We start from the raw sequence: 25,502 nt of genomic DNA, 5'->3' as shown, positions 1-25,502 counted from the left end.
ATTACTTCCTCTTCGCCTTCTTGTCCGCGCCGTGACCGTAATAGGTACGGGTGGGAGCGAATTCACCGAACTTGTGTCCGACCATGTCTTCGTTGACGCTGACCGGAATGTGCTTGCTGCCGTTGTAGACGCCGAACGTCAAGCCAACGAACTGCGGCAGGATGGTGGACCGGCGGGTCCACATCTTGATTACTTCACTCCGTCCGCCTTCGCGCACCTTCTCAGCCTTCTTGAGAAGATAGCCGTCAACAAACGGACCTTTCCATACTGAACGAGCCATTAGTGACTTCCTCTCTTACTTCTTGCGCTGGTGGCGCGAACGCATGATGAACTTGTCCGTGGACTTGTTCGAACGTGTGCGCTTGCCCTTGGTCGGCTTGCCCCAGGGGCTGACCGGATGACGGCCACCCGAGGTGCGGCCTTCACCACCGCCGTGCGGATGGTCGACCGGGTTCATGACGACGCCGCGGTTATGCGGACGCTTGCCGCGCCAGACGGTGCGACCGGCCTTGCCGTCGTTGATGTTGCCGTGATCCGGGTTGGAAACCGCACCGATCGAAGCCAGGCAGGAGCCCGGTACGAGGCGCTGTTCGCCGGAGTTGAGGCGCAGGATCGCCATGCCGGCATCGCGGCCGACGAGCTGAACATAGGTGCCGGCGGAGCGAGCCATCTGGCCACCCTTGCCCGGCTTCATTTCGACGTTGTGAACGATCGAGCCGACCGGGATGTACTGCAGCGGCATGGTGTTGCCGGGCTTTACGTCGACGGCCTTTTCGGACGCGATCACCTTGTCGCCGGCAGCAAGACGCTGCGGAGCCAGGATGTAGGCCTGCTCGCCGTCGGTATAGGTGACGAGAGCGATGAAGGCCGTACGGTTCGGGTCGTATTCCAGACGCTCGACCGTGCCTTCGACGTCGAACTTGCGACGCTTGAAGTCGATCAGGCGATAGGTCCGCTTGTGACCGCCGCCGATAAAGCGGGCGGTGATGCGGCCGTAGTTGTTGCGACCGCCGCTCTTGGAGAGACCCTCGGTGAGCTTCTTGACGGGCTTGCCCTTCCAGAGGCCGGACCGGTCGACGATGACCAGCTGACGCTGGCTCGGGGTCGTCGGGTTGTAGCTTTTCAATGCCATTATCTTATACCTCAGAGACCGGTGGAGACGTCGATCGTCTGACCTTCGGCCAGGGTGACGACAGCCTTCTTGACGTCCTTCTGCTTGCCGATGAAGCCGCGGAACCGCTTCACCTTGCCCTTGCGGACAAGCGTGTTGACGGCCGTGACCTTCACACCGAACAGCGCCTCTACGGCAGCCTTGATTTCCGGCTTGGAAGCAGTCTTGGCAACGTTGAAGACGACCTGGTTCTGTTCGGATACCAGCGTCGACTTTTCGGTGATCGAGGGAGATACGATCACATCATAGTGGCGAATGTCGGTCACTTGAAACGCTCCTCTAGAGCTTCCACGGCCGCCTTGGAAAGCACCAGCTTGCCGCGACGCAGGATGTCGTAAACATTGATGCCCTGAACAGGCAGAACGTCGACGTTCGGGATGTTCTGGGCTGCGAGCTTGAAGTTGCTGTCGAGCTCAACGCCGCCGATGAACAACACGTTGGTGAGGCCGAGCGAAGCGAACGAACCGGCAAGCGCCTTGGTCTTTGCTTCGGCGGCAACCAGGTTGTCGACGATGATGATGTCTTCAGCCTTCATCTTTGCAGAGAGGGCGTGACGGAGAGCCAGGGCGCGAACCTTCTTCGGAAGGTCATGCTCGTGGCTGCGAACGACCGGGCCGTGAGCCTTGCCGCCGCCGCGGAACTGCGGAGCGCGAGCCGAATGGTGACGAGCGCGGCCCGTACCCTTCTGCTTGTACATCTTGGCGCCGGTGCGGGAGACTTCAGCACGACCCTTGGTCTTGTGCGTACCCTGCTGCTTCTTGGCGAGCTGCCAACGAACCATACGGGCCAGAATGTCTTCGCGGGGATCGAGGCCGAAAATCTCGTCCGACAGGGCTACCTTGCCGGCGTCTTTTCCCTCGAGGGTCTTGACGTTAAATTCCATGTGCTTGGCTCCCTTACTTCGCGGCCGACTTGACGGCATCGCGAACGACGATCCAAGCGCCCTTGGAGCCGGGAACGGCACCCTTGACGAGGATCAGGCCACGGTTCTCGTCGGTGGAAACGACTTCGAGGTTCTGGGTGGTGATACGCGTCTGGCCCATGTGACCAGCCATGCGCTTGCCCTTCCAGACCTTGCCCGGATCCTGGTTGTTACCAGTCGAACCATGCGAACGGTGCGAAACGGACACACCGTGCGTGGCGCGGAGACCACCGAAGTTATGGCGCTTCATGGCGCCGGCGAAACCCTTACCGATCGAGGTACCGGTGACGTCCACCAGCTGACCCGCCGTGAAGTGACCAGCCGTCAGCTCGGTGCCGACGTCGATCAGATTGTCTTCGGAAACGCGAAACTCGACGAGCTTCGCCTTCGGCTCGACTTCGGCAACGGCGAAATGGCCGCGCAGCGCCTTGGTCGTGTTCTTCACCTTGGCAGTGCCGGCACCCAACTGAACGGCAGTGTAGCCATTCTTGTCTACGGTGCGCTGAGCCACGACCTGGCAGTTTTCCAACCGCAATACGGTTACAGGGACATGCTCGCCTGCGTCGTTGTAGACGCGCGTCATTCCCACCTTCTGTGCAATTACACCTGAACGCATCGGTTCAATCCTTCTCACTCAGCCCGAGACAGACGTCTCAGAGCTTGATCTCAACATCGACACCAGCGGCGAGGTCGAGCTTCATCAGCGCGTCCACCGTCTGCGGTGTCGGGTCAACGATATCGAGAAGGCGCTTATGCGTGCGCATCTCGAACTGCTCGCGGCTCTTCTTGTCGATGTGGGGGGACCGGTTAACCGTAAACTTCTCGATGCGGGTCGGAAGCGGAACGGGGCCCCGGACGCTTGCGCCGGTGCGCTTCGCCGTCGACACGATCTCGCGCGTCGACGCGTCGAGAATGCGGTGATCGAACGCCTTCAGGCGAATGCGGATATTTTGGCCGTTCATTCGACGTTATCCTTGTTGTCTGTTTATCCACGTGCCAACCCAATAGGGCACGGGTTGTTCTCTTACCTTAAGGCGGACCACCGGTTTCAAAGATCGAAGGGGACACCGAAATACGGCGTCCCTTTCCAGTCTTCGGGCCTTTGGCCCACCTTGTTTGTTCATTGCCCGCCTCGAACCCGAAGCAGACGGCAAATCACGCTCGCGCGCCATTTGCTACATTTTTGTGTCATACGCAAGCGGCCAAGGCCGCTTGCGTTAAAACTTACTCGATGATCGAGGCGACGATGCCGGCGCCGACGGTGCGGCCGCCTTCGCGGATCGCGAAGCGCAGCTTTTCTTCCATCGCGATCGGAACGATCAGCTCGACGGCAACCGTGACGTTGTCGCCCGGCATGACCATTTCGGTGCCTTCCGGCAGCGACACGATGCCCGTCACGTCCGTCGTGCGGAAGTAGAACTGCGGACGGTAGTTGGTGAAGAACGGCGTATGACGGCCGCCTTCTTCCTTCGTCAGGATGTAGGCTTCGGCCATGAACTTCTTGTGCGGCTTGACCGAACCCGGCTTGCAGAGAATCTGGCCACGCTCGACGCCGTCACGGTTCACGCCGCGAACCAGTGCGCCGATGTTGTCGCCGGCCTGGCCCTGGTCGAGCAGCTTGCGGAACATTTCAACGCCGGTCACCGTCGTCTTCGAGGTCGGGCGGATGCCGACGATCTCGACTTCTTCGCCGACCTTGACGATGCCGCGCTCGACGCGGCCGGTCACGACCGTACCACGACCCGAGATCGAGAACACGTCTTCGATCGGCATCAGGAACGGCATGTTGATCGGACGCTCAGGCGTCGGGATGTAGGCGTCGACAGCGGCCATCAGCTCGCGGATCGAATCCTCGCCGATCTTCTTGTCCGAATCTTCAAGAGCGGCAAGCGCCGAACCCTTGATGATCGGGATGTCGTCGCCCGGGAAGTCGTAGGACGACAGAAGTTCGCGCACTTCCAGCTCGACGAGCTCGAGAAGCTCGGCGTCGTCGACCTGGTCGACCTTGTTCAGGAACACAACGATCGCCGGAACGCCGACCTGACGGGCGAGCAGGATGTGCTCGCGGGTCTGCGGCATCGGTCCGTCGGCTGCCGAGCAGACCAGGATCGCGCCGTCCATCTGCGCCGCACCGGTGATCATGTTCTTGACGTAGTCGGCGTGGCCGGGGCAGTCGACGTGCGCATAATGGCGGGCCGGCGTCTCATATTCGACGTGTGCCGTCGAAATGGTGATGCCGCGAGCCTTCTCTTCAGGAGCCGCGTCGATCTGGTCATAGGCCTTGTACTCGCCGAAGTACTTCGTGATCGCGGCCGTCAGCGACGTCTTGCCATGGTCAACGTGACCGATCGTGCCAATGTTGACGTGCGGCTTGTTGCGCTCAAACTTGCTCTTTGCCATTTCCGGCTTCTCCGTTCTTATCCCCGTCAGGGGTTATTCTCTAATTGATTGGGCGGGTTACCCCGGTCACTTCTGACCGGAGTACTTTGCCTGGATTTCGTTTGCGACGTTGGTCGGAACCGGTGCGTAGTGATCGAAGGTCATCGAGTACTGCGCGCGGCCCTGGGACATGGAGCGCAGGTTGTCGACGTACTTGAACATGTTCGCGAGCGGCACGTGGGCGTTGATCACGACGGCGATGCCGCGCGATTCCTGGCCCTGGATCTGGCCGCGACGGGAGTTCAGGTCGCCGATGACGTCACCGACGTAATCTTCCGGCGTGACGACTTCGACCTTCATCATCGGCTCGAGGAGCTGGGCACCGGCCTTCTTGGCTGCTTCACGGAAGCAGGCACGGGAGGCGATTTCGAATGCCAGAACCGACGAGTCGACGTCGTGGAAGGCGCCGTCGATGAGGGTCGCCTTGACGCCCAGCATCGGGAAGCCAGCCAGCGGGCCGGAAGACAGGACGCTTTCGATGCCCTTCTGGACGCCCGGGATGTATTCCTTCGGAACAGCACCACCGACGATCTTGGACTCGAACTTGAAGTCGTCGCCATCCGGGTTCGGTTCGAAGACGATCTTGACGCGCGCGAACTGGCCGGTACCGCCGGACTGCTTCTTGTGCGTGTAGTCTTCTTCGTGCTTGCGCGTGATGGTTTCGCGGTAGGCAACCTGCGGAGCACCGACGGTGGCTTCGACCTTGAACTCGCGACGCATGCGGTCGACGAGAATGTCGAGGTGAAGTTCACCCATGCCGGCGATGATCGTCTGGCCGGATTCCTCGTCGGTCTTGACGCGGAAGGACGGGTCTTCGGCAGCCAGGCGGTTGAGCGCGAGGCCCATCTTTTCCTGGTCGCCCTTGGACTTCGGCTCGATGGCGATCTGGATGACCGGCTCGGGGAATTCCATGCGCTCGAGGATGACCGGCTTCAGCGGATCGCAGAGCGTGTCGCCAGTGGTGGTTTCCTTGAGGCCTGCAAGAGCCACGATGTCGCCTGCGAAGGCTTCTTCGATGTCTTCGCGGGAGTTCGAGTGCATCTGCAGCATACGGCCGACGCGCTCGCGCTTTTCCTTGACCGTGTTCAGCAGGGCCGCGCCCTTTTCGAGCTTGCCCGAGTAGATACGGCAGAAGGTCAGCGAACCCACGAAGGGGTCGTTCATGATCTTGAAAGCGAGCATCGAGAGAGGCTCGTTGTCATCGGCATGACGGTCGATCTCGGCTTCGGTCTTGACGTCGATGCCCTTGATCGCCGGAATGTCTGCCGGGGACGGCAGGAATTCGACAACGGCGTCGAGGAGCGGCTGAACGCCCTTGTTCTTGAAGGCGGAGCCGCAGAACATCGGGAAGAACTTGACGTCGATCGTGCCACGACGGATGAGCGCACGGATCTTATCGTTGTCCGGCATGACGCCGTTCAGATAGTTTTCCATGGCTTCTTCGTCGATGTCGACAACGGTCTCGATCATCTTTTCGCGGAATTCCTCGGCACGAGCCTTCAGGTCTTCCGGGATTTCGACGACGTCCCATTGAGCGCCGAGCGACTCGTCGCGCCAGACGAGAGCGTTCATCTCGATCAGATCGACGATGCCCTTGAACTCGGTTTCGGCACCGATCGGCAGCTGGCAGACGACCGCAGTCGCGCCGAGGCGCGTCTTGATCATCTCGACCGAGCGATAGAAATCGGCGCCGGTCTTGTCCATCTTGTTGCAGAAGATCAGACGCGGAACGTTGTACTTGTCGGCCTGGCGCCAGACGGTTTCCGTCTGCGGCTCAACGCCGGCATTGGCGTCGAGAAGAGCGACAGCACCGTCGAGCACGCGCAGCGAACGTTCGACTTCGATGGTGAAGTCGACGTGGCCGGGGGTGTCGATGATGTTGAAGCGGCGCATCTTGCCGTCGCGGCCCTTCCAGAAGGTCGTGGTCGCAGCGGAAGTGATCGTGATGCCACGCTCCTGCTCCTGCTCCATCCAGTCCATCGTGGCTGCGCCGTCGTGAACTTCGCCGATCTTGTGCGACTTGCCGGTGTAATAAAGAATACGCTCGGTGGTCGTGGTCTTGCCGGCGTCGATATGCGCCATGATACCGAAATTGCGGTAGTCTTCGATTTTATATTCGCGAGCCATAGGACTGCCTTTCGAAATTCGATCGAGTGAAGATTACCAACGGTAATGCGAGAATGCGCGGTTGGCGTCGGCCATCTTGTGCGTGTCTTCACGCTTCTTGACGGCGCTGCCACGGTTGTTCGCAGCATCCATAAGTTCACCGGAAAGACGATCGACCATGGTGGTCTCGTTACGCTTGCGGGCGGCAGCGATCACCCAGCGGATCGCGAGAGCCTGACGGCGCTCGGGGCGAACGTCGACCGGAACCTGGTAGGTCGCACCACCAACGCGGCGCGAACGCACTTCGACATGCGGCGCGACATTGTCGAGCGCCGAATGGAAGATACCCAGCGGGTCGGCCTTGGCCTTGCCCTGCACGACGTCGAACGCGCCGTAAACGATGTTTTCAGCCACGGACTTCTTGCCGTGGAGCATGATCGCATTCATGAACTTCGTGACGACCAGATCGCCGAACTTCGGGTCCGGATTGATCTCACGCTTCTCTGCACTATGGCGTCGGGACATACTTCTTGTCTCTCAATTGTTGCGGGCGCTTTACCACGCGGAGAACCTCGCGCAGCGCCGGATAATCAGAATACCGAATTACTTCGGACGCTTCGCACCGTACTTGGAACGGCGCTGCTTGCGGTTCTTGACGCCCTGGGTGTCGAGAACGCCGCGGATGATGTGGTAGCGAACGCCCGGCAAGTCCTTGACGCGGCCGCCGCGGATCATCACGACGGAGTGTTCCTGCAGGTTGTGGCCTTCACCCGGGATGTAGCCGATGACTTCGAAGCCGTTGGTCAGGCGGATCTTGGCAACCTTACGCAGAGCCGAGTTCGGCTTCTTCGGGGTCGTCGTGTAAACGCGGGTGCAAACACCGCGCTTCTGGGGGTTTTCCTGCAGAGCAGGAACCTTGTTACGCTTTACGTTCGCCTGGCGAGGCTTGCGGATCAGCTGGTTTACGGTAGGCATTCAACCATCCCTTACGTTTTTCTCAGTACCCTTTCGGGCCGATCTGATGCCGTTTCCGGCGGCGGCACACACATTTCCTCATGCGCAAAACGTGGCCCGATCCGCTTTTCGGATGGACCACAGAAAGCAGAGGACGCATTCCTCATGCGTCGTGCGTGCAGCATTCGTGTCTTCAACGTGCGTATGGAACCGTGTCTGAGGCATACTCCGGAACGAGTCGTTCCGAACGGGCAAGCCTCACATCGCTTCCGATGCGGGGCGTTTACTGTTTTCCCCCCTGCCCGTCAAGACCAAATCCTAAATTATTGCCCCAAACCCTTGGTTTCGGGGCCAAACGGAGGGTTTCGAGACAGGGTTTCCAGAAATATGAGATGGCCTCGCGGATAATGTTTGGGAATCATCGCCGATCACACTAAAGAGTGCGGGAACCTTCCGTTCCGCCTCGTCTTCGGACGTTACCAGGGATTCGCTCGCGGAGATGACCATGATCGCCACACCCGACAACGACAACAACCTCGACGGGCCGATGGTCTTCATCATCATCGGCAAGGGTTATGAGAAAAAGGGCGCCGAAGGCATCGAGCTGCATATCATGCTGCGCGCACCCGACGACGATTCCGCCGTCCGCGAGGCGCTCAACGCCCTCTCGGAAGAAGGCTTCATCGAGGCCGACCTCGACCAGATCGGCGTCCTGACCGACGAACCCACCGACGAGCCGCACGCCTCCGCCTACCAAGGCGCCCTTGAAGGCGAGGTGGCGATCATCCGGTTCGAGTAGTCTCGATCTTCGAAGAGGCCTGGCTGCCCTCGCCTCCTCCCGCTGGCGGCCGCAAGGAGGCCGGCCCTCCGCTCACCGGCTTTTGTCTCTCTCCACCTCACCAACGGGGCAGCGCCTAACCAAGCCGGTCGTATTCGCGGAGGAGCTGTCGCGGCGTACTTGCCCTCTAAGCATTTCACCAAACCATGCACGAGCCGCCGAACAGTTTCGGCGGCTTTTTTTATGTCCGCCCCCTCGCCGCCTGAAACGAAAAAACCGCCCGGATCGCTCCGGGCGGTTTTTGATGTTCAATCGGCAGCAGCCGGGTTATTCGGCGGCCGGAGCCTTTTCGCCGGCGAGGTCCTGAAGCATCGGGGTGGCGGACGATGCGCCCGAACCCTTCTTGCGTTCTTCCAGGATGAGCTCGTCGCGCGAGGTGGCGATGCGGCGGATCTGGGTCATGGTGCCGCCGGTACCGGCCGGGATGAGACGGCCGACGATGACGTTTTCCTTGAGGCCCTGCAGCGTGTCGGTCTTGCCGGCGATCGCAGCTTCCGTCAGCACCTTGGTGGTTTCCTGGAAGGAAGCGGCCGAGATGAAGGACGGGGTCTGCAGCGACGCCTTGGTGATGCCGAGCAGAACCGGTTCGCCGTAAGCGGGCTTCTTGCCTTCTTCGACGAGACGCTCGTTGGCTTCGTCCAGTTCGATCCGGTCGACATTGTCACCGACGATGTACTGGCTGTCGCCGGCATCGGTGATCTCGACCTTTTGCAGCATCTGACGGACAATCACCTCGATGTGCTTGTCGTTGATGACAACGCCCTGCAGGCGGTAGACTTCCTGGATTTCGTTGACGAGGTAGGAAGCGAGTGCTTCCACGCCCTTGATCGCCAGGATGTCGTGCGGCGCCGGATTGCCGTCGAGGATGTAGTCCCCCTTCTCGATGTAGTCGCCTTCCTGAAGATGGAAGGGCTTGCCCTTCGGGATCAGGTATTCGACCGGTTCGACGCCATCTTCGGCAGGCTCGATCATGACTCGACGCTTGTTCTTGTAGTCGCGGCCGAGGCGGATCGTACCATCGATCTCAGCGATGATGGCGTGATCCTTCGGACGACGGGCTTCGAAGAGCTCGGCGACGCGCGGCAGACCACCGGTGATGTCCTTGGTCTTGGCGCTTTCCAGCGGCACGCGGGCGAGAACGTCGCCCTGGCTGACCTTCTGACCCGGCTCGACCGACAGGATGGCGTCGACCGACAGGTTGAAGCGGGCTTCGCCGCCTCGGGCCAGTTTCATGATGCTGCCCGAAGCGTCCTTGATGACGATCGCCGGCTTCAGGTCGACACCGCGCGGCGTCGAACGCCAGTCGATGACCTGACGCTTGGTGATGCCGGTGGATTCGTCGGTCGATTCCGAAACCGAGATCGAGTCGACCACGTCTTCGAACTGAACCGTACCTTCGACTTCCGTCATCATCGGGCGTGTGTAGGGATCCCACTCTGCCAGACGCTGACCGCGACGCACCTTGTCGCCATCATCCACGAACAGCTTCGAACCGTAGGCGACGCGCTGCGAGGAACGCTCGACGCCGCGCTCGTCAAGGATGGTGACCGCCATGTTGCGGCCCATCGCGACGAGAACGCCTTCGGAGTTCCGCAGCATGTTGCGGTTCTTGATCTGGATCGTGCCTTCGTACGACGCTTCCAGGAACGACTGGTCGACCACGTTTGCCGTACCGCCCAAGTGGAAGGTACGCATGGTGAGCTGGGTTCCCGGCTCGCCGATCGACTGAGCCGCGATGACGCCGACGGCTTCGCCCATGTTGACCGGAGTACCACGGGCCAGATCTCGGCCGTAGCAGACCGAGCAGACGCCCGTCTGGACTTCGCAGGTCAGTGCCGAACGGATGCGGATCGACTGGATACCAGCCTTTTCGATCTCGATGACATCCGGCTCGAGGATCATCTTGCCGGCATCGACGATGCGCGCACCCGTGACCGGGTGATCGATATCGTCGAGTGCGGTACGGCCAAGAACACGAGCGCCGATGGAAGCCACGACCTGGCCGGCGTCAACGATCGCCGTCATGGTGAGGCCGCTTTCGGTGCCGCAGTCGACCAGGTTGACGATGCAGTCCTGCGCCACGTCGACGAGACGACGGGTCAGGTAACCGGAGTTCGCCGTCTTCAAGGCGGTGTCTGCGAGACCCTTACGGGCACCGTGGGTCGAGTTGAAGTACTCGTTAACGGTCAGACCTTCCTTGAAGTTCGAGATGATCGGCGTTTCGATGATCTCGCCCGACGGCTTGGCCATCAGGCCACGCATGCCGCCCAGCTGACGCATCTGGTTCGGAGAACCGCGGGCGCCCGAGTGGGACATCATGTAGATGGCGTTCATCTGCTTCTGGCGACCGGTTTCCGGGTCGAACTCGACGGCCTTGATGCGGGCCATCATGTCTTCGGCAACCTTTTCGGTGGCCTTGCCCCAGGCGTCGACGACCTTGTTGTACTTTTCGCCCTGAGTGATCAGGCCGTCATTGTACTGCTGCTCGTATTCCTTGACCAGGGATTCGGTATCACCGACGATCTTCGCCTTGGTTTCCGGGATGATCATGTCGTCCTTGCCGAACGAAATGCCGGCCTTGCACGCATGCGTGAAGCCGAGCTGCATGATCCGGTCGCAGAAGATCACCGTGTCCTTCTGACCGCAGTGACGGTAGACCGTGTCGATCATCTTGGAGATGTTCTTCTTGGTCATTTCCTGGTTGCAGGTCTCGAACGGCACGTTGACGTTCTTCGGCAGAAGTTCGCCGATGATCATGCGGCCGGGGGTCGTTTCATAGATCTTGGACACCAGCTTGCCGTCGGCATCCATGGTCTTGAAGCGGCCGCGGATCTTGGCATGCAGGGTGACGACCTTGTTCTCCAGCGCATGGTGCAGTTCACCCATGTCGGAGAAGGCCATGCCTTCACCCGGCTCGTTCTGGTTCATGATCGCCAGATAGTAGAGGCCGAGAACCATGTCCTGCGACGGAACGATGATCGGTGCGCCGTTCGCCGGGTGCAGGATGTTGTTCGTCGACATCATCAGCACGCGGGCTTCGAGCTGGGCTTCGAGCGACAGCGGCACGTGAACGGCCATCTGGTCGCCGTCGAAGTCGGCGTTGAAGGCCGTGCAGACGAGCGGGTGCAGCTGGATCGCCTTGCCTTCGACCAGGATCGGTTCGAAGGCCTGGATGCCCAGGCGGTGCAGCGTCGGCGCGCGGTTCAGGAGAACCGGATGCTCGCGGATGACCTCGTCGAGGATATCCCAGACTTCCGGCTTTTCCTTTTCAACCAGCTTCTTGGCCTGCTTGACGGTCGAGGAATAACCCTTGGCGTCGAGGCGGGCGTAGATGAACGGCTTGAACAGTTCGAGCGCCATCTTCTTCGGCAGGCCGCACTGGTGCAGCTTCAGTTCCGGACCGGTGACGATGACCGAACGGCCGGAATAGTCGACGCGCTTGCCGAGCAGGTTCTGGCGGAAGCGGCCCTGCTTGCCCTTGAGCATGTCGGACAGCGACTTCAGCGGACGCTTGTTGGCGCCGGTGATGACGCGGCCACGGCGGCCGTTGTCGAACAGCGCGTCCACAGATTCCTGCAGCATGCGCTTTTCGTTGCGGATGATGATGCCCGGAGCGCGCAGTTCGATCAGGCGCTTCAGACGGTTGTTACGGTTGATGACGCGACGATAGAGATCGTTCAGGTCGGAGGTCGCGAAACGGCCGCCATCGAGCGGAACCAGCGGACGCAGGTCCGGCGGGATCACGGGCACGACCTTCATGATCATCCATTCCGGCCGGTTGCCGGATTCCATGAAGTTCTCGACGATCTTCAGGCGCTTCATCAGCTTCTTCTGCTTCAGATCCGACGTGGTGTCGGCCAGCTCCGAGCGCAGGTCGCCAGCGATCTTTTCGAGGTTCATCGAGGCGAGCATCTCATAGATGGCCTCGGCGCCGATCATCGCCGTGAACTGATCTTCGCCGAACTCGTCGACGGCGATCATGTATTCTTCTTCGGAAAGAAGCTGGTTTTCCTTGAGCGAGGTGAGGCCCGGCTCAGTGACGATGTAGTTCTCGAAATAGAGAACGCGCTCGACATCCTTCAGCGTCATGTCGAGAAGGGTCGAGATGCGCGACGGAAGCGACTTCAGGAACCAGATATGGGCGACGGGAGCGGCGAGCTCGATATGGCCCATGCGCTCACGGCGAACGCGCGACAATGTGACTTCGACGCCGCACTTTTCGCAGATGATGCCCTTGTACTTCATGCGCTTGTACTTGCCGCACAGGCACTCGTAGTCCTTGATCGGCCCGAAGATGCGGGCGCAGAAAAGGCCGTCGCGTTCCGGCTTGAAGGTACGGTAGTTGATGGTCTCCGGCTTTTTGATCTCGCCGTAGGACCAGGAGAGAATCTTCTCCGGAGACGCGATCGAGATACGGATCGAGTCGAAGTGCTGTGCAGGCACCTGCGGATTGAAAAGATTCATGACCTCTTGGTTCATGCCTATCTCCTTTAGGGGCGGAAGCCCTCAGCTTGCGATCGGAGCAGTCCAAATTCCCGGGACGGACCGTCCGATGCTTTAAAACGGTATTAGCCGCGAAATGCGGCGAAAGTTTCCCTATCCTGCCGGCGGATCCGGCGGAGGGAGCAGCGCGCGCCTTCAATCGGCGCGCGCCTTATTATGATCATTCGGCTGCGTCGGGCAGCTGGCTAACGTTTGCGTCGTCGATCTTCGAGTTCTCGAGCTCGACGGACAGGCCGAGAGAGCGCATTTCCTTGACGAGAACGTTGAAGCTCTCCGGAATGCCTGCCTCGAACGTGTCGTCGCCGCGCACGATCGCTTCGTAGACCTTGGTACGGCCGGCCACGTCATCCGACTTCACGGTCAGCATTTCCTGCAGCGTGTAGGCGGCGCCGTAGGCTTCGAGCGCCCAGACTTCCATTTCGCCGAAGCGCTGGCCGCCGAACTGCGCCTTGCCACCGAGCGGCTGCTGGGTGACCAGCGAGTACGGACCGATCGAACGCGCGTGGATCTTGTCGTCCACGAGGTGGTTCAGCTTGATCATGTACATGTAGCCAACAGTCACCTTGCGGTCGAACTGTTCGCCGGTACGACCGTCGTAGAGAACGGACTGACCGGACGGATCCAGGCCCGCCTTGGTCAGCATCGCTGCGACGTCCGGCTCATGCGCACCGTCGAAGACCGGCGTTGCGATCGACAGACCACGCTTGGACTGCTCGGCCAGACGAACGAGGGAATCGTCGTCGAAGCTGGCAACTTCAGCGTTTGCCTCACTCTGATAGGCTTCGGTCAGCTCTTTCTTCAAGTCGGTGATATCGTTCGACTTGCGGTACTCTTCGAGCATAGCCCCGATGCGCTTGCCCATGCCGGCGCAAGCCCATGCCAGGTGGGTCTCGAGGATCTGGCCGACGTTCATGCGCGAAGGCACGCCGAGCGGGTTCAGAACGATATCGACATGCGTGCCGTCTTCGAGGAACGGCATGTCCTCGACCGGTACGATGCGCGACACGACGCCCTTGTTGCCGTGACGGCCGGCCATCTTGTCGCCCGGCTGGATCTTGCGCTTCACAGCGACGAAGACCTTGACCATCTTCATGACGCCCGGAGGCATTTCGTCGCCGCGCTGGACCTTTTCGACCTTGTCCATGAAGCGCTGTTCAAGGCGCGACTTGGATTCGTCGTACTGGCCGCGCAGAGCTTCGATCTCGCCCTGAACCTTCTCGTCCTCGACTGCGAACATCCACCACTGCGAGCGGGGATATTCGGAGATGACGGCGTTGGTGAGCTCGACGCCCTTCTTGAAGCCCTTCGGACCGGCAACCGACATCTGGCCGCGCAGCATGTCCGTCAGACGGCCATAGACGTTGCGGTCAAGAATTGCCTGTTCGTCGTCGCGGTCCTTGGCGAGGCGTTCGATTTCCTCACGCTCGATCGCCATGGCGCGTTCGTCCTTCTCCACGCCGTGGCGGTTGAAGACGCGAACTTCGACGATGGTGCCGAAGGTGCCCGGAGGCATGCGCATGGAGGTGTCGCGAACGTCGGACGCCTTTTCACCGAAGATGGCGCGCAGAAGCTTTTCTTCCGGCGTCATCGGGCTTTCGCCCTTCGGGGTGATCTTGCCGACGAGGATGTCGCCCGGCTGGACTTCGGCGCCGATGTAGACGATGCCGGCTTCGTCGAGGTTCTTCAGCGCTTCTTCCGAAACGTTCGGAATGTCGCGGGTGATTTCTTCCGGACCAAGCTTGGTGTCGCGCGCCATCACTTCGAATTCCTCGATGTGGATGGAGGTGAACACGTCGTCGGCAACGATACGCTCGGAGAGCAGGATCGAGTCTTCGTAGTTGTAGCCGTTCCAGGGCATGAACGCGACGAGCGCGTTGCGGCCGAGCGCCAGGTCACCGAGGTCCGTGGACGGGCCGTCGGCGATGATGTCGCCCTTGTTCAGAATGTCACCGACGGAAACCAGCGGACGCTGGTTGACGCAGGTGTTCTGGTTCGAACGCTGGAACTTCATCAGGCGGTAGATATCGACGCCAGACTTCGACGGATCGAGGTCTTCGGTGGCGCGGATAACGATACGGGTCGCGTCGACCTGGTCGACCACACCGCCGCGGCGGGCAGCAATCGCTGCGCCGGAGTCGCGGGCGACGACCGGTTCCATGCCGGTGCCGACGAACGGAGCCTCAGCCCGTACCAGCGGCACGGCCTGACGCTGCATGTTCGAGCCCATGAGGGCGCGGTTGGCGTCGTCGTTTTCCAGGAACGGGATCAGAGCGGCCGCGACCGAGACAAGCTGCTTCGGCGAGACGTCCATCAGGTTGATGGTGTCGCGCGGGGACAGCATGACTTCGCCGGCATGACGGCAGACAACGAACTCTTCGACGAAAGCACCTTCCGGCGTCAGTTCGGAATTCGCCTGCGCGACGTAATACTTCGCCTCTTCCATGGCGGAAAGGTAAAGCACTTCCTTCGTCACGATGCCGTCGACGATCTTGCGGTACGGGCTTTCGATGAAGCCGTACTTGTTGACGCGGGCGAAGGTCGCAAGCGAGTTGATCAGACCGATGTTCGGGCCTTCCGGCGTTTCGATCGGGCAGATACGGCCGTAATGGGTCGGGTGAACGTCGCGGACTTCGAAGCCGGCGCGCTCACGGGTCAGACCACCCGGGCCAAGTGCCGAAAGACGGCGCTTGTGGGTGATTTCCGAAAGCGGGTTCACCTGGTCCATGAACTGCGACAGCTGCGAGGAACCGAAGAATTCGCGAACCGCGGCGGCAGCCGGCTTCGCGTTGATCAGGTCCTGCGGCATGACGGTGTCGATCTCGATCGACGACATGCGTTCCTTGATGGCGCGCTCCATGCGGAGCAGGCCGAGGCGATACTGATTTTCCATCAGTTCGCCGACGGAACGGACACGGCGGTTGCCGAGGTTGTCGATGTCGTCGATCTCGCCCTTGCCGTCGCGCAGTTCGACGAGCATCTTGACCACGGCCAAGATGTCGTCCTTGCGGAGCGTGCGGACGGTGTCGGCGACTTCGAGGTCGAGACGCATGTTCATCTTGACGCGGCCAACGGCGGAGAGGTCGTAACGCTCCGCATCGAAGAACAGCGAGTTGAACATGGCTTCGGCCGATTCCATGGTCGGCGGCTCACCCGGACGCATGACGCGGTAGATGTCGAACAGAGCGTCCTGACGGTTCTCGTTCTTGTCGGCTGACAGCGTGTTGCGGATATAGGCGCCGACATTGATATGGTCGATGCCGAGAACCGGAATCTCGTCGAAGCCTGCATTGAGGATGATCGGCAGGGTTTTTTCGTCGATCTCGTCGCCGGCTTCCAGATAGATCTCACCGGTCTGGAAGTTGACGATATCTTCGGCCAGATAGTTGCCGTAGAGGTCGTCATTGGTCGCCTTCAGGGCCTTCAGGCCCTTGTCCGTCAGCTGACGGAGAATGCGCGGCGTGAGCTTCTTGCCGGATTCGACGACCACTTCGCCGGTATCGGCGTCGACCATGTCGGAAAGGGTCTTTGCGCCCTTGAGGGTTTCCGGCTGGAACGGAATCCGCCAGCCATCGCCGTCGCGCTGATAGGACGACTTCGTGTAGAAGGTCGACAGGATTTCTTCGCCGTCCATGCCCAGCGCCATCAGCAGCGAGGTCACGGGAATCTTGCGGCGGCGGTCGATACGGGCGTAGACGATATCCTTGGCGTCGAACTCGATGTCGAGCCAGGAACCGCGATACGGAATGACGCGGGCTGCGAAGAGCAGCTTGCCGGAAGAGTGGCTCTTGCCCTTGTCATGGTCGAAGAAGACGCCCGGCGAACGGTGCATCTGGGAGACGATGACGCGTTCGGTGCCGTTGACGATGAACGTACCGTTGTCTGTCATGAGCGGCATGTCGCCCATGTAGACGGACTGTTCCTTGATGTCCTTGATCGACTTTGCGCCCGTATCCTCGTCGATATCGAACACGATGAGACGCAGCGTCACCTTCAGCGGCGCTGCATAGGTCAGATCGCGCTGACGGCATTCTTCCACGTCGAACTTAGGCAGTTCGAATTCGTAGGACACGAATTCGAGCATGGAGGCGCCGGAAAAATCGGTGATCGGGAAGACCGACCGGAAGACAGCGTTCAGACCTTCGTCCGGACGACCGCCCTTCGGCTCATCGACCATCAGGAACTGGTCATAGGATGCCTTCTGGACCTCGATGAGGTTCGGCATTTCCGTGACTTCGGGGATTTTTCCAAAAAACTTGCGTACGCGCCTGCGACCATTAAAGGAAAGGGTCTGAGCCATCGTCGCTCCTTCAAACTTGCATCCGGGCCTGCAACGGACGGGGTTCGCTGGCCAGTCGATCCCGTCGATCAATGGGTATTCTCAATCTCGTCCCACCTCTCGAACACGCCAGGCCGGATTGCCTTTTCGGTTCGATTCGGGACCATCCTCTTGAGAACCCATTACCCAGGAACCGTTTTGACGGTTCCTGGGTAATATGTTCGGAGGAAACCGGCGGGAGAGGAGACCTCTCCCGCCGCATTCCGATATTACTTAACGTCGACCTTGGCGCCGGCGTCCTCAAGCTTCTTCTTGAGGTCAGCGGCTTCAGCCTTGTTGACGCCTTCCTTGACAGCCTTCGGAGCGGCTTCAACGAGATCCTTGGCTTCCTTGAGGCCCAGGCCGGTGATGGCGCGGACTTCCTTGATGACGTTGATCTTGTTGGCGCCGGCATCAGCGAGGATGACGTCGAACTCGGTCTTTTCTTCTTCAGCCGGAGCAGCAGCACCAGCAGCGCCACCAGCAGCAGCAACAGCTACCGGAGCAGCTGCGGATACGCCCCACTTCTCTTCGAGCAGCTTGGAAAGCTCAGCAGCTTCCAGAACGGTCAGAGCAGAGAGGTCTTCAACGATCTTTGCGAGATCAGCCATTTTACTAGTTCCTTATATTCGGTTCGAACTTGATTTGGGTATGAACAGCGAAAAACCGCCTTAAGCGGCTTCCTCGTCCTTCTTGGCGTAGGCCGCGAACACGCGGGCAAGCTGGCTTGCCGGTGCTGCAACAACCGTAGCGACGCGGGTGGCCGGGGCATTCAAGAGGCCCAGCAGCTTGCCGCGAAGCTCGTCCAGCGAAGGCAGGGTCGCAAGCGACTTGACCGCATCCGCAGTGAGCGTGGTTGCACCCATGGAACCACCCAGAACAATGATCTTGTCATTGGTCTTGGCGAAATCCATGACGACCTTCGGAGCCGTTACCGGGTCTTCGCTGAATGCGATCAGCGTCTGACCCTTGAAGAGATTTGACATCCCTTCCGACTCCGTACCCTGAAGAGCGATCTTGGCCAGACGGTTCTTCGCGACTTTGACGGTGCCGCCAGCAGCGCGCATCTTCGAACGAAAATCGTTCATCTGCGCAACTGTGACACCAGCATAGTGGGCCACGACAACCGAACCAGAAGCCTTGAAGACTTCGTTCAGCTCCGTGACAAATTCGCGCTTTTCCGCTCTTTCCACTGTCTGTCTCCAGTTGACGGGACCGCAATCCTGCAGGCCCCATCGGGTTGCCTTTGCCTCAAGGGATCCCTTGATTAGGACCCCAAGCGACGCTTGAGGATCCTGTCCCCTCGCTCTGTCGCCGTAAGGCTCCAGGCACAAGGCACACTAGGCTCGAACCGATTTTACGAGGCGCATGGCACCTCAAAAATCTCGGGTCTTACCCGTCTCATGCAGGCATCAAGTGATTAAGGTCGAAACCACCCGCAATCTCGGACAGGAATTCCCAGGTTTCCCTGGGAAATTCCCGGCCCCGAAGGACCGGGAATTCATGCGACCGGAGCCCGAAAGCTCCGGCAAATCTTTAAGCCGTGACCGTCGACGGGTCGATCTTCACGCCCGGGCCCATGGTCGAAGAAATGGCTACGCGCTTGACGTAGTTGCCCTTGGCGCCAGCCGGCTTGGCCTTGATGACGGCATCGGCGAAAGCCTTGATGTTCTCTTCGAGAGCCTTGGCTTCGAACGAGGCCTTGCCGATGCCGGCATGGATGATACCAGCCTTCTCGACGCGGAACTCGACGGCACCGCCCTTGGAAGCCTTGACGGCGCCCGCGACGTCCATGGTCACGGTTCCGACCTTCGGGTTCGGCATCATGCCGCGCGGGCCGAGGACCTTACCGAGACGGCCGACGAGCGGCATCATGTCCGGGGTGGCGATGCAGCGATCGAAGTCGATCTTGCCGCCCTGGACGATTTCGACGAGGTCTTCGGCGCCGACGATGTCCGCACCGGCAGCTTTCGCTTCGTCAGCCTTGGCGCCACGTGCGAAGACTGCGACGCGAACGTCACGGCCGGTGCCGTTCGGCAGGTTGACCACACCCCGGACCATCTGGTCTGCGTGACGCGGATCAACGCCGAGGTTCATGGAGATTTCGACGGTTTCGTCGAACTTCGCCGTGGCACGAACCTTGACCATCGAGATGGCTTCCGTCAGGGCGACCAGCTTGGTGGGGTCGACGCCTTCGCGGATCTTCTGAATACGCTTTGCAAGCTTTGCCATGTTAAGCCACCACTTCCAGGCCCATGGCGCGGGCGGAGCCCTCGATCATGGCCATTGCGCCTTCGAGATCGGCCGCGTTCAGATCCTTCATCTTCGCCTGGGCGATGGTCTGGATCTGAGCCTTGGTCAGGGTGCCAGCCTTGGCGCCCTTGCCCGGGGTCTTGGAACCCGAGGTGATCTTCGCTTCCTTCTTCAGCCAGTAGCTGACCGGAGGCTGCTTCATCGCGAAGGTGAAGGACTTGTCCTGGAAATAGGTGATGACGACCGGGATCGGCATGCCCTTTTCCATTTCCTGCGTGGCGGCGTTGAATGCCTTGCAGAATTCCATGATGTTGATGCCGCGCTGACCAAGTGCAGGACCGATCGGCGGGGACGGATTGGCCGACCCTGCCTTTACCTGCAACTTGAGCTGGCCCATAACTTTCTTAGCCATTACTCTCTGCCTTTCGTTAGAGACCGGTTTCCCGATCCGACATGCCGGTCTTCGCCGGCGGCTGCGGTTGCGTGGTTCGGCCAAAGTGCCCGGCTAAGGCACCGCTCCTCCCACGCGCTTGCGGCAAACGCCGCACGAGGCCCGCTGAACAAACAGCAGGCCCCATTTCGAAACTCATCAGACCTTTTCGACCTGAGCGTATTCCAGCTCGACCGGGGTCGCACGGCCGAAGATCGAGACTTCGACCTTGAGGCGCGAACGCTCCTCGTCGACATCCTGAACGGTGCCATTGAAGGACGCGAACGGACCGTCCGATACACGAACCTGCTCGCCGATCTCGAAAGTGATCGAGGACTTCGGCCGCTCGACGCCTTCCTGGACCTGGCCGAGGATGCGCTCGGCCTCGAAGTCCGGGATCGGAACCGGCTTGTTGTCGGAGCCAAGAAAGCCGGTGACCTTCGGCGTGTTCTTGATCAGGTGATAGGCTTCGTCGGTCAGATTTGCCCGGACCATGACGTAACCCGGAAAGAACTTGCGCTCGGAATCGACCTTGCGGCCGCGGCGCACCTCGACGACCTTCTCGGTCGGAACCAGGATCTTCTCAAACAGATGCTCAAGCCCCTTCTGGCGAGCCTTGTTCTCGATGTCCTCAGCCACCTTCTTCTCAAAATTGGAATATGCGTGGACGATGTACCAACGCGCCGCCATCTTTTTTATTCTCCAGAAATCAAACGCTGACGTTCAGTACGAGACGGAGCAACCATCCCATGAGCTGGTCTGCAGCGAAGAAAAACAGCGCAGCGAACACAACCATAACCAGAACCATGGCCGTAGAAATCATGGTCTCGCGACGCGAGGGCCAATGGATTTTCGACGCTTCGGATCGCACCTGGCGCAGAAACGTAACTGGATTGGTCTTGGATGCCATTGATTGCCCACGCAATTACGGCGCGTAAAGCTGAACTTGCTCAGCCCCACGCACCGCGTGTCTGTTTTGACCTACATAAACACCCCTTCCCCTTTACACAAGAGGGAAAACAGTGTTCGATGAAATTTCGCCGTTTTGCACGGCAGCCATTTCCCGACAATTCCGCTGCGGATAATTTCGCGCCAATCATCTGAAAATGGCAGGGGCGGCCGGGCTTGAACCGACGACCTGCGGTTTTGGAGACCGCCGCTCTACCAACTGAGCTACACCCCTTCAACCCTGGCGGAACCGAAAACCGGAAACTCCGGCTCGCCGCCAACTGGCTAGGCGCTCCCTTTAAGGGGATGCGCTGCGCTTTGCAAGAGCATTTTTGAATATCGGGACCGTTCTACCTGAGCTTTCGGCCGGACCGGTCGGATGCCTCTACAAAGCGAAGGGTCGGAAGCGCCGACTCGGCGCCGTCTGCGGGGATTTTCTTGCCCGCCAGCCGATCCGCAATGGCTTCGATTGATCGGCAGAGACTCCCGCAAGAGGTCTGGCCGGGAGGCGATTCGCAAGGGGAAGCAATCGTTTGCCCGGCGCTTCCACCAGTAGAAGTGATCGCCGACGGGCATTTACGCTTGCTCCCCACCCGGTCACCGGGCGGCGACTTGCCGACTCGGGTGGATGTCTGCCCGCCTCCCCTGCCGGCATCCGACAATTCCAAGGTCGGTCTGACAGCACCTAGCCTAGCTGCAGCGGGCCTGTCACCGCCTAAGGCTCGGCAGTCTGCGATGTGCCAGGCCGCGACAAGGTTCATTTCCGTTACGAGAGCAAGCTTTCCCACGAACCGACTCTGGGTGAGCCGCCTGGCTGACTCAGCGTCAGGGCCCAAAAGCGAAAGGCCCCGCCGTTGCCGGCAGGGCCTTTGCTATTTCGATGTCGCTATCGATTACTCGATGATCGAGGCGACGATGCCGGCGCCGACGGTGCGGCCGCCTTCGCGGATCGCGAAGCGCAGCTTTTCTTCCATCGCGATCGGAACGATCAGCTCGACGGCAACCGTGACGTTGTCGCCCGGCATGACCATTTCGGTGCCTTCCGGCAGCGACACGATGCCCGTCACGTCCGTCGTGCGGAAGTAGAACTGCGGACGGTAGTTGGTGAAGAACGGCGTATGACGGCCGCCTTCTTCCTTCGTCAGGATGTAGGCTTCGGCCATGAACTTCTTGTGCGGCTTGACCGAACCCGGCTTGCAGAGAATCTGGCCACGCTCGACGCCGTCACGGTTCACGCCGCGAACCAGTGCGCCGATGTTGTCGCCGGCCTGGCCCTGGTCGAGCAGCTTGCGGAACATTTCAACGCCGGTCACCGTCGTCTTCGAGGTCGGGCGGATGCCGACGATCTCGACTTCTTCGCCGACCTTGACGATGCCGCGCTCGACGCGGCCGGTCACGACCGTACCACGACCCGAGATCGAGAACACGTCTTCGATCGGCATCAGGAACGGCATGTTGATCGGACGCTCAGGCGTCGGGATGTAGGCGTCGACAGCGGCCATCAGCTCGCGGATCGAATCCTCGCCGATCTTCTTGTCCGAATCTTCAAGAGCGGCAAGCGCCGAACCCTTGATGATCGGGATGTCGTCGCCCGGGAAGTCGTAGGACGACAGAAGTTCGCGCACTTCCAGCTCGACGAGCTCGAGAAGCTCGGCGTCGTCGACCTGGTCGACCTTGTTCAGGAACACAACGATCGCCGGAACGCCGACCTGACGGGCGAGCAGGATGTGCTCGCGGGTCTGCGGCATCGGTCCGTCGGCTGCCGAGCAGACCAGGATCGCGCCGTCCATCTGCGCCGCACCGGTGATCATGTTCTTGACGTAGTCGGCGTGGCCGGGGCAGTCGACGTGCGCATAATGGCGGGCCGGCGTCTCATATTCGACGTGTGCCGTCGAAATGGTGATGCCGCGAGCCTTCTCTTCAGGAGCCGCGTCGATCTGGTCATAGGCCTTGTACTCGCCGAAGTACTTCGTGATCGCGGCCGTCAGCGACGTCTTGCCATGGTCAACGTGACCGATCGTGCCAATGTTGACGTGCGGCTTGTTGCGCTCAAACTTGCTCTTTGCCATTGAATGCTTCCTGTGAACATAAGGGTGGACCCGGCGACCGGGTTTGGTGTCGCCGTTTAAGGCTTTCCACTAGAATGCGCAAGACATAATTACGACGCGCGCCAGGACAAGGGGAGCAGGCGAAATCGGCCGGAAAATGCCCGAGGACGGCCCGGTTCAGCACGTACTGACTTCAAGATCCAGAACGGCTCTTAACTTCGGGCTTCAGCGAGTTTGCGAGCGCCAGTAGCGCAAATAGCCCCCCGGCAGGCCCGCTTCGACAGGGAGCCGGGGAGCGTTGCACCGACCGGCACGCATCTGTGTAAATCGCTGGAGATTATGGAGCGGGTAGCGGGAATCGAACCCGCGTATTCAGCTTGGAAGGCTGCTGCTCTACCATTGAGCTATACCCGCGGTGTGGTGTCCGATCAGAGACGAATGGTGGAGAGAGTTGGATTTGAACCAACGTAGGCTGAGCCAACGGATTTACAGTCCGTCCCCTTTAACCACTCGGGCATCTCTCCAGTTTTTCGTCCGGATCGTGAGACCAAGTTCGTCAGACCTTGAAGCTTGCCGCCCCTCGATCTGCGCCGCGTATATGACCGCCTCGTTCTCGTCTGTCAACACGAGGAAGAAGCAAAAATGACGAAAATAAATCAGTCGCTCTTTCGATCCGCCTCCCCGTCGAGGGCTTTGCCCGGAGAGCGAGGATGGCTATAAGGCCTGATGAGCAAGGACGACAAACAAGACAAATCCACCCGCGACACCCATTACGCAACGCTTCGGCGCGCCGTGCGCGATGCCAGGCGCGAACGCGGAGAAATTCCGACGCCGCCGCTGAAGCGGCCGAAATCCAACAAGGACTGGAAGCCGCCGCAGCTGCAGGCGGAACAGGTCTTCCTTTATGGCCTGCACACGGTGCGGGCGGCTCTCGACAACCCCGAGCGCAAGCTCATCAAACTGTCGGTGACGCAGAACGCCTTTGCAAGGCTCGAGATCGGCGAACCGGAGACGCTGTCCTTTCCGGTCGAATTCGTCTCGCCCCAGGATATCGACAAGGTGCTTGGCCCCGAGGCCATCCACCAGGGCGTGATGCTGGAAACACGGCCCCTGCCCATCCGCCGGCTGGAAGGCTTGAAAGAAAGTCCGCTGCTGCTGGTTCTCGACCAGGTGACCGACCCGCACAATGTCGGCGCGATCATGCGCTCGGCCGTCGCGTTCGGCGCCGGCGCCATCATCACCACCCAGAGACATAGCCCGACCGAATCCGGCGTGCTCGCCAAATCGGCCTCCGGGGCGCTGGAACTCATACCTTATATACAGATTACCAACCTCGCTGACGCGATCGAGGAATTGCACCGGCTCGGCTTCCAGACGATCGGGCTCGATTCGGAAGGCCCCGCCCCGCTCGAAGGCACGTTTGCCAGCGGCCGGATTGCACTGGTGCTCGGTTCGGAAGGCAAGGGCCTGCGCCAGAAGACCCGCGAGACGGTCACCGCGCTTGCCCGCCTCGACATGCCGGGCGCGATCAAATCGCTCAATGTCTCGAACGCCGCCGCGATCGCGCTTTACGCGACACGGCAACATCTCGCCAAGGCCGGTTGAGCCGAGCCGTTTTAGACTCCCATGCGCGGGGCAAACGTGTCATGGGAAGTCCAAGCAACCGACGTGACCAGCCGCCATGGAATTCATGCTCGCCACATTCGAAAAAGCCGCGCTGCTAGCGGGCAAGGCCATCCTGGACATCTACTGGGCCGGACCCAACACCAGCTACAAGGCCGATCGGTCCCCGGTCACGGAGGCGGACGAGCGGGCTGAAGAGATCATTCTTGCCGAACTCGCCAAAGCCTTCCCGGAGATTCCCGTCATCGCGGAAGAATCGGTGGCGATGGGGCGCATCCCGTCGATCGAAGGGCGTTCTTTCATCCTTGTCGATCCGCTCGACGGCACCAAGGAGTTCATAAACAACCGCGAGGATTTCACGGTCAACATCGCGCTGATCGAGAACGGCGCGCCGATCCTCGGCGCCGTTTATGCCCCCGCCCTCAAGGTCGCCTACCTCGGCGGCGGCGGACGGGCGGAAAAACTCGTCGTCGATGACCATTTCGTGGTGACGAGCCGGGAACAGATCGTCGCAAGGCCGGTCGGGAGCCGGCCGATCTGTGTCGCGAGCCGCTCCCACAATTCCGCAGAGACCGAGGCCTTCCTCGAGAAATCTGGCGCCACCGATATCCGCTCGATCGGTTCCTCGCTGAAATTCTGCCTGCTGGCGGAGGGTGTCGCCGATCTCTATCCCCGCTTCGGCCGTACCATGGAATGGGACACGGCCGCCGGAGACGCCGTATTGCGCGCTGCGGGCGGCAGCACGGTCACGCTCGACGGGGCGCCGCTGACCTACGGAAAGACCGGCCGCGCAGACATGCTGGATTTCGCCAACCCGGATTTTATCGCCTGGGGATCGCGGCCTGGAAAGGCGTAGCGTCGTCCTGTTGTCATCGCCCGGTAATATTGGCCAGTCAGGGCGACCGGCTGGGGTAACGCCTGGCCCGAGCCTGATACGGACAGCCAAGCCGAC

At 60.5% G+C, this 25,502-nt stretch carries 22 protein-coding genes and 3 tRNA genes; 3 read left to right on the top strand and 22 right to left on the bottom strand.

The features are described from left to right. Position 1 precedes the first annotated feature (1 nt). The 10 genes from rpsS to rpsL form a co-directional block, all read right to left on the bottom strand. Positions 2–280, bottom strand: a complete 279-nt coding sequence (gene rpsS, locus J2857_RS18855) for a 30S ribosomal protein S19 (protein ID WP_007770151.1) — start codon at positions 278–280, stop codon at positions 2–4. Positions 281–295: 15 nt separating this feature from the next. Further along, the gene (rplB, locus tag J2857_RS18850; RefSeq protein ID WP_037084730.1) at positions 296–1,132 is read right to left on the bottom strand and encodes a 50S ribosomal protein L2; all 837 of its coding nucleotides are present in this window, start codon (positions 1,130–1,132) and stop codon (positions 296–298) included. An 11-nt stretch (positions 1,133–1,143) separates the two neighbouring features. Then, on the bottom strand, positions 1,144–1,437 hold the full coding sequence (locus J2857_RS18845) for a 50S ribosomal protein L23 (protein WP_007761057.1): 294 nt from the start codon (positions 1,435–1,437) through the stop codon (positions 1,144–1,146). Next, positions 1,434–2,054 (bottom strand): 50S ribosomal protein L4, encoded by a 621-nt coding sequence (gene rplD, locus J2857_RS18840; protein ID WP_037084733.1) that lies wholly within the window; start codon positions 2,052–2,054, stop codon positions 1,434–1,436. The genes J2857_RS18845 and rplD overlap by 4 nt, the downstream gene beginning before the upstream one ends. A gap of 13 nt (positions 2,055–2,067) precedes the next feature. Further along, entirely contained in the window at positions 2,068–2,709 is a 642-nt protein-coding gene (gene rplC, locus J2857_RS18835) for a 50S ribosomal protein L3 (protein ID WP_037084734.1), read from the bottom strand. 37 nt (positions 2,710–2,746) lie between these two features. Further along, on the bottom strand, positions 2,747–3,055 hold the full coding sequence (gene rpsJ / locus J2857_RS18830; RefSeq protein ID WP_003547547.1) for a 30S ribosomal protein S10: 309 nt from the start codon (positions 3,053–3,055) through the stop codon (positions 2,747–2,749). Positions 3,056–3,317: 262 nt separating this feature from the next. After that, positions 3,318–4,493, bottom strand: a complete 1,176-nt coding sequence (tuf, locus tag J2857_RS18825; protein ID WP_037088622.1) for an elongation factor Tu — start codon at positions 4,491–4,493, stop codon at positions 3,318–3,320. Positions 4,494–4,559: 66 nt separating this feature from the next. After that, positions 4,560–6,659: an elongation factor G gene (fusA, locus tag J2857_RS18820; protein WP_210011568.1), complete on the bottom strand. Its 2,100-nt coding sequence runs from the start codon at positions 6,657–6,659 to the stop codon at positions 4,560–4,562. 33 nt (positions 6,660–6,692) lie between these two features. After that, positions 6,693–7,163, bottom strand: a complete 471-nt coding sequence (gene rpsG, locus J2857_RS18815) for a 30S ribosomal protein S7 (protein ID WP_007755828.1) — start codon at positions 7,161–7,163, stop codon at positions 6,693–6,695. 78 nt (positions 7,164–7,241) lie between these two features. Beyond that, entirely contained in the window at positions 7,242–7,613 is a 372-nt protein-coding gene (gene rpsL, locus J2857_RS18810; RefSeq protein WP_003547537.1) for a 30S ribosomal protein S12, read from the bottom strand. Positions 7,614–8,097: 484 nt separating this feature from the next. On the opposite strand from rpsL, the gene J2857_RS18805 reads away from it, so the two are divergent. Further along, positions 8,098–8,391 carry a transcriptional regulator gene (locus tag J2857_RS18805; RefSeq protein ID WP_210011567.1) on the top strand — a complete coding sequence of 98 codons (294 nt, stop codon included), beginning with the start codon at positions 8,098–8,100 and terminating at the stop codon, positions 8,389–8,391. A gap of 306 nt (positions 8,392–8,697) precedes the next feature. On the opposite strand, the gene rpoC is transcribed toward J2857_RS18805, so the two are convergent. The 12 genes from rpoC to J2857_RS18745 form a co-directional block, all read right to left on the bottom strand. Continuing rightward, entirely contained in the window at positions 8,698–12,909 is a 4,212-nt protein-coding gene (gene rpoC, locus J2857_RS18800) for a DNA-directed RNA polymerase subunit beta' (RefSeq protein ID WP_210011566.1), read from the bottom strand. 184 nt (positions 12,910–13,093) lie between these two features. Further along, positions 13,094–17,230, bottom strand: a complete 4,137-nt coding sequence (gene rpoB, locus J2857_RS18795; RefSeq protein ID WP_210011565.1) for a DNA-directed RNA polymerase subunit beta — start codon at positions 17,228–17,230, stop codon at positions 13,094–13,096. Between the two features lie 248 nt (positions 17,231–17,478). After that, positions 17,479–17,859 carry a 50S ribosomal protein L7/L12 gene (gene rplL / locus J2857_RS18790; RefSeq protein WP_210011564.1) on the bottom strand — a complete coding sequence of 127 codons (381 nt, stop codon included), beginning with the start codon at positions 17,857–17,859 and terminating at the stop codon, positions 17,479–17,481. Between the two features lie 60 nt (positions 17,860–17,919). Next, positions 17,920–18,477, bottom strand: coding sequence for a 50S ribosomal protein L10 (gene rplJ, locus J2857_RS18785; protein WP_245363563.1), 558 nt, complete (start codon positions 18,475–18,477; stop codon positions 17,920–17,922). Between the two features lie 307 nt (positions 18,478–18,784). Then, complete coding sequence (rplA, locus tag J2857_RS18780) at positions 18,785–19,480, bottom strand: 50S ribosomal protein L1 (RefSeq protein WP_210011563.1); 696 nt, start codon at positions 19,478–19,480, stop codon at positions 18,785–18,787. Position 19,481: 1 nt separating this feature from the next. Beyond that, positions 19,482–19,913 (bottom strand): 50S ribosomal protein L11, encoded by a 432-nt coding sequence (rplK, locus tag J2857_RS18775; protein ID WP_046635350.1) that lies wholly within the window; start codon positions 19,911–19,913, stop codon positions 19,482–19,484. A 177-nt stretch (positions 19,914–20,090) separates the two neighbouring features. Then, positions 20,091–20,621 carry a transcription termination/antitermination protein NusG gene (gene nusG, locus J2857_RS18770; protein WP_007770615.1) on the bottom strand — a complete coding sequence of 177 codons (531 nt, stop codon included), beginning with the start codon at positions 20,619–20,621 and terminating at the stop codon, positions 20,091–20,093. Between the two features lie 19 nt (positions 20,622–20,640). Next, entirely contained in the window at positions 20,641–20,841 is a 201-nt protein-coding gene (secE, locus tag J2857_RS18765; protein ID WP_037088459.1) for a preprotein translocase subunit SecE, read from the bottom strand. Positions 20,842–21,038: 197 nt separating this feature from the next. After that, positions 21,039–21,114, bottom strand: a tRNA-Trp gene (locus J2857_RS18760). Positions 21,115–21,772: 658 nt separating this feature from the next. Beyond that, positions 21,773–22,948 carry an elongation factor Tu gene (gene tuf / locus J2857_RS18755; RefSeq protein ID WP_037088622.1) on the bottom strand — a complete coding sequence of 392 codons (1,176 nt, stop codon included), beginning with the start codon at positions 22,946–22,948 and terminating at the stop codon, positions 21,773–21,775. 319 nt (positions 22,949–23,267) lie between these two features. Beyond that, positions 23,268–23,341: transfer RNA gene (locus tag J2857_RS18750), tRNA-Gly, on the bottom strand. Between the two features lie 25 nt (positions 23,342–23,366). Beyond that, positions 23,367–23,451: transfer RNA gene (locus tag J2857_RS18745), tRNA-Tyr, on the bottom strand. A gap of 202 nt (positions 23,452–23,653) precedes the next feature. Here J2857_RS18745 and rlmB point away from each other — a divergent pair. Beyond that, the gene (gene rlmB, locus J2857_RS18740; protein WP_210011562.1) at positions 23,654–24,532 is read left to right on the top strand and encodes a 23S rRNA (guanosine(2251)-2'-O)-methyltransferase RlmB; all 879 of its coding nucleotides are present in this window, start codon (positions 23,654–23,656) and stop codon (positions 24,530–24,532) included. An 85-nt stretch (positions 24,533–24,617) separates the two neighbouring features. Continuing rightward, complete coding sequence (gene cysQ, locus J2857_RS18735) at positions 24,618–25,406, top strand: 3'(2'),5'-bisphosphate nucleotidase CysQ (protein ID WP_210011731.1); 789 nt, start codon at positions 24,618–24,620, stop codon at positions 25,404–25,406. The last annotated feature ends 96 nt before the right edge of the window (positions 25,407–25,502 follow it).

Source organism: Neorhizobium galegae, from assembly GCF_017877055.1.
In the GTDB taxonomy this organism is placed as follows: domain Bacteria; phylum Pseudomonadota; class Alphaproteobacteria; order Rhizobiales; family Rhizobiaceae; genus Neorhizobium; species Neorhizobium galegae_D.
Note: the sequence above shows the minus strand (reverse complement) of the source record. Positions and strands in the feature narration are given on the sequence as shown.

Excerpts from the sequence above, each read along its gene's own strand:
- rplD (WP_037084733.1), bottom strand. The coding sequence starts at position 2,054 with ATGGAATTTAACGTCAAGACCCTCGAGGGAAAAGACGCCGGCAAGGTA.
- rpsG (WP_007755828.1), bottom strand. The coding sequence starts at position 7,163 with ATGTCCCGACGCCATAGTGCAGAGAAGCGTGAGATCAATCCGGACCCG.
- cysQ (WP_210011731.1), top strand. The coding sequence starts at position 24,618 with ATGCTCGCCACATTCGAAAAAGCCGCGCTGCTAGCGGGCAAGGCCATC.
- rplL (WP_210011564.1), bottom strand. The coding sequence starts at position 17,859 with ATGGCTGATCTCGCAAAGATCGTTGAAGACCTCTCTGCTCTGACCGTT.
- tuf (WP_037088622.1), bottom strand. The coding sequence starts at position 4,493 with ATGGCAAAGAGCAAGTTTGAGCGCAACAAGCCGCACGTCAACATTGGC.
- rplA (WP_210011563.1), bottom strand. The coding sequence starts at position 19,480 with ATGGCAAAGCTTGCAAAGCGTATTCAGAAGATCCGCGAAGGCGTCGAC.
- rplB (WP_037084730.1), bottom strand. The coding sequence starts at position 1,132 with ATGGCATTGAAAAGCTACAACCCGACGACCCCGAGCCAGCGTCAGCTG.
- nusG (WP_007770615.1), bottom strand. The coding sequence starts at position 20,621 with ATGGCGGCGCGTTGGTACATCGTCCACGCATATTCCAATTTTGAGAAG.
- rpsL (WP_003547537.1), bottom strand. The coding sequence starts at position 7,613 with ATGCCTACCGTAAACCAGCTGATCCGCAAGCCTCGCCAGGCGAACGTA.
- rlmB (WP_210011562.1), top strand. The coding sequence starts at position 23,654 with ATGAGCAAGGACGACAAACAAGACAAATCCACCCGCGACACCCATTAC.
- rpoC (WP_210011566.1), bottom strand. The coding sequence starts at position 12,909 with ATGAACCAAGAGGTCATGAATCTTTTCAATCCGCAGGTGCCTGCACAG.
- rpsS (WP_007770151.1), bottom strand. The coding sequence starts at position 280 with ATGGCTCGTTCAGTATGGAAAGGTCCGTTTGTTGACGGCTATCTTCTC.
- fusA (WP_210011568.1), bottom strand. The coding sequence starts at position 6,659 with ATGGCTCGCGAATATAAAATCGAAGACTACCGCAATTTCGGTATCATG.
- rplK (WP_046635350.1), bottom strand. The coding sequence starts at position 19,913 with ATGGCTAAGAAAGTTATGGGCCAGCTCAAGTTGCAGGTAAAGGCAGGG.
- rpsJ (WP_003547547.1), bottom strand. The coding sequence starts at position 3,055 with ATGAACGGCCAAAATATCCGCATTCGCCTGAAGGCGTTCGATCACCGC.
- J2857_RS18805 (WP_210011567.1), top strand. The coding sequence starts at position 8,098 with ATGATCGCCACACCCGACAACGACAACAACCTCGACGGGCCGATGGTC.
- secE (WP_037088459.1), bottom strand. The coding sequence starts at position 20,841 with ATGGCATCCAAGACCAATCCAGTTACGTTTCTGCGCCAGGTGCGATCC.
- rplC (WP_037084734.1), bottom strand. The coding sequence starts at position 2,709 with ATGCGTTCAGGTGTAATTGCACAGAAGGTGGGAATGACGCGCGTCTAC.
- rpoB (WP_210011565.1), bottom strand. The coding sequence starts at position 17,230 with ATGGCTCAGACCCTTTCCTTTAATGGTCGCAGGCGCGTACGCAAGTTT.
- tuf (WP_037088622.1), bottom strand. The coding sequence starts at position 22,948 with ATGGCAAAGAGCAAGTTTGAGCGCAACAAGCCGCACGTCAACATTGGC.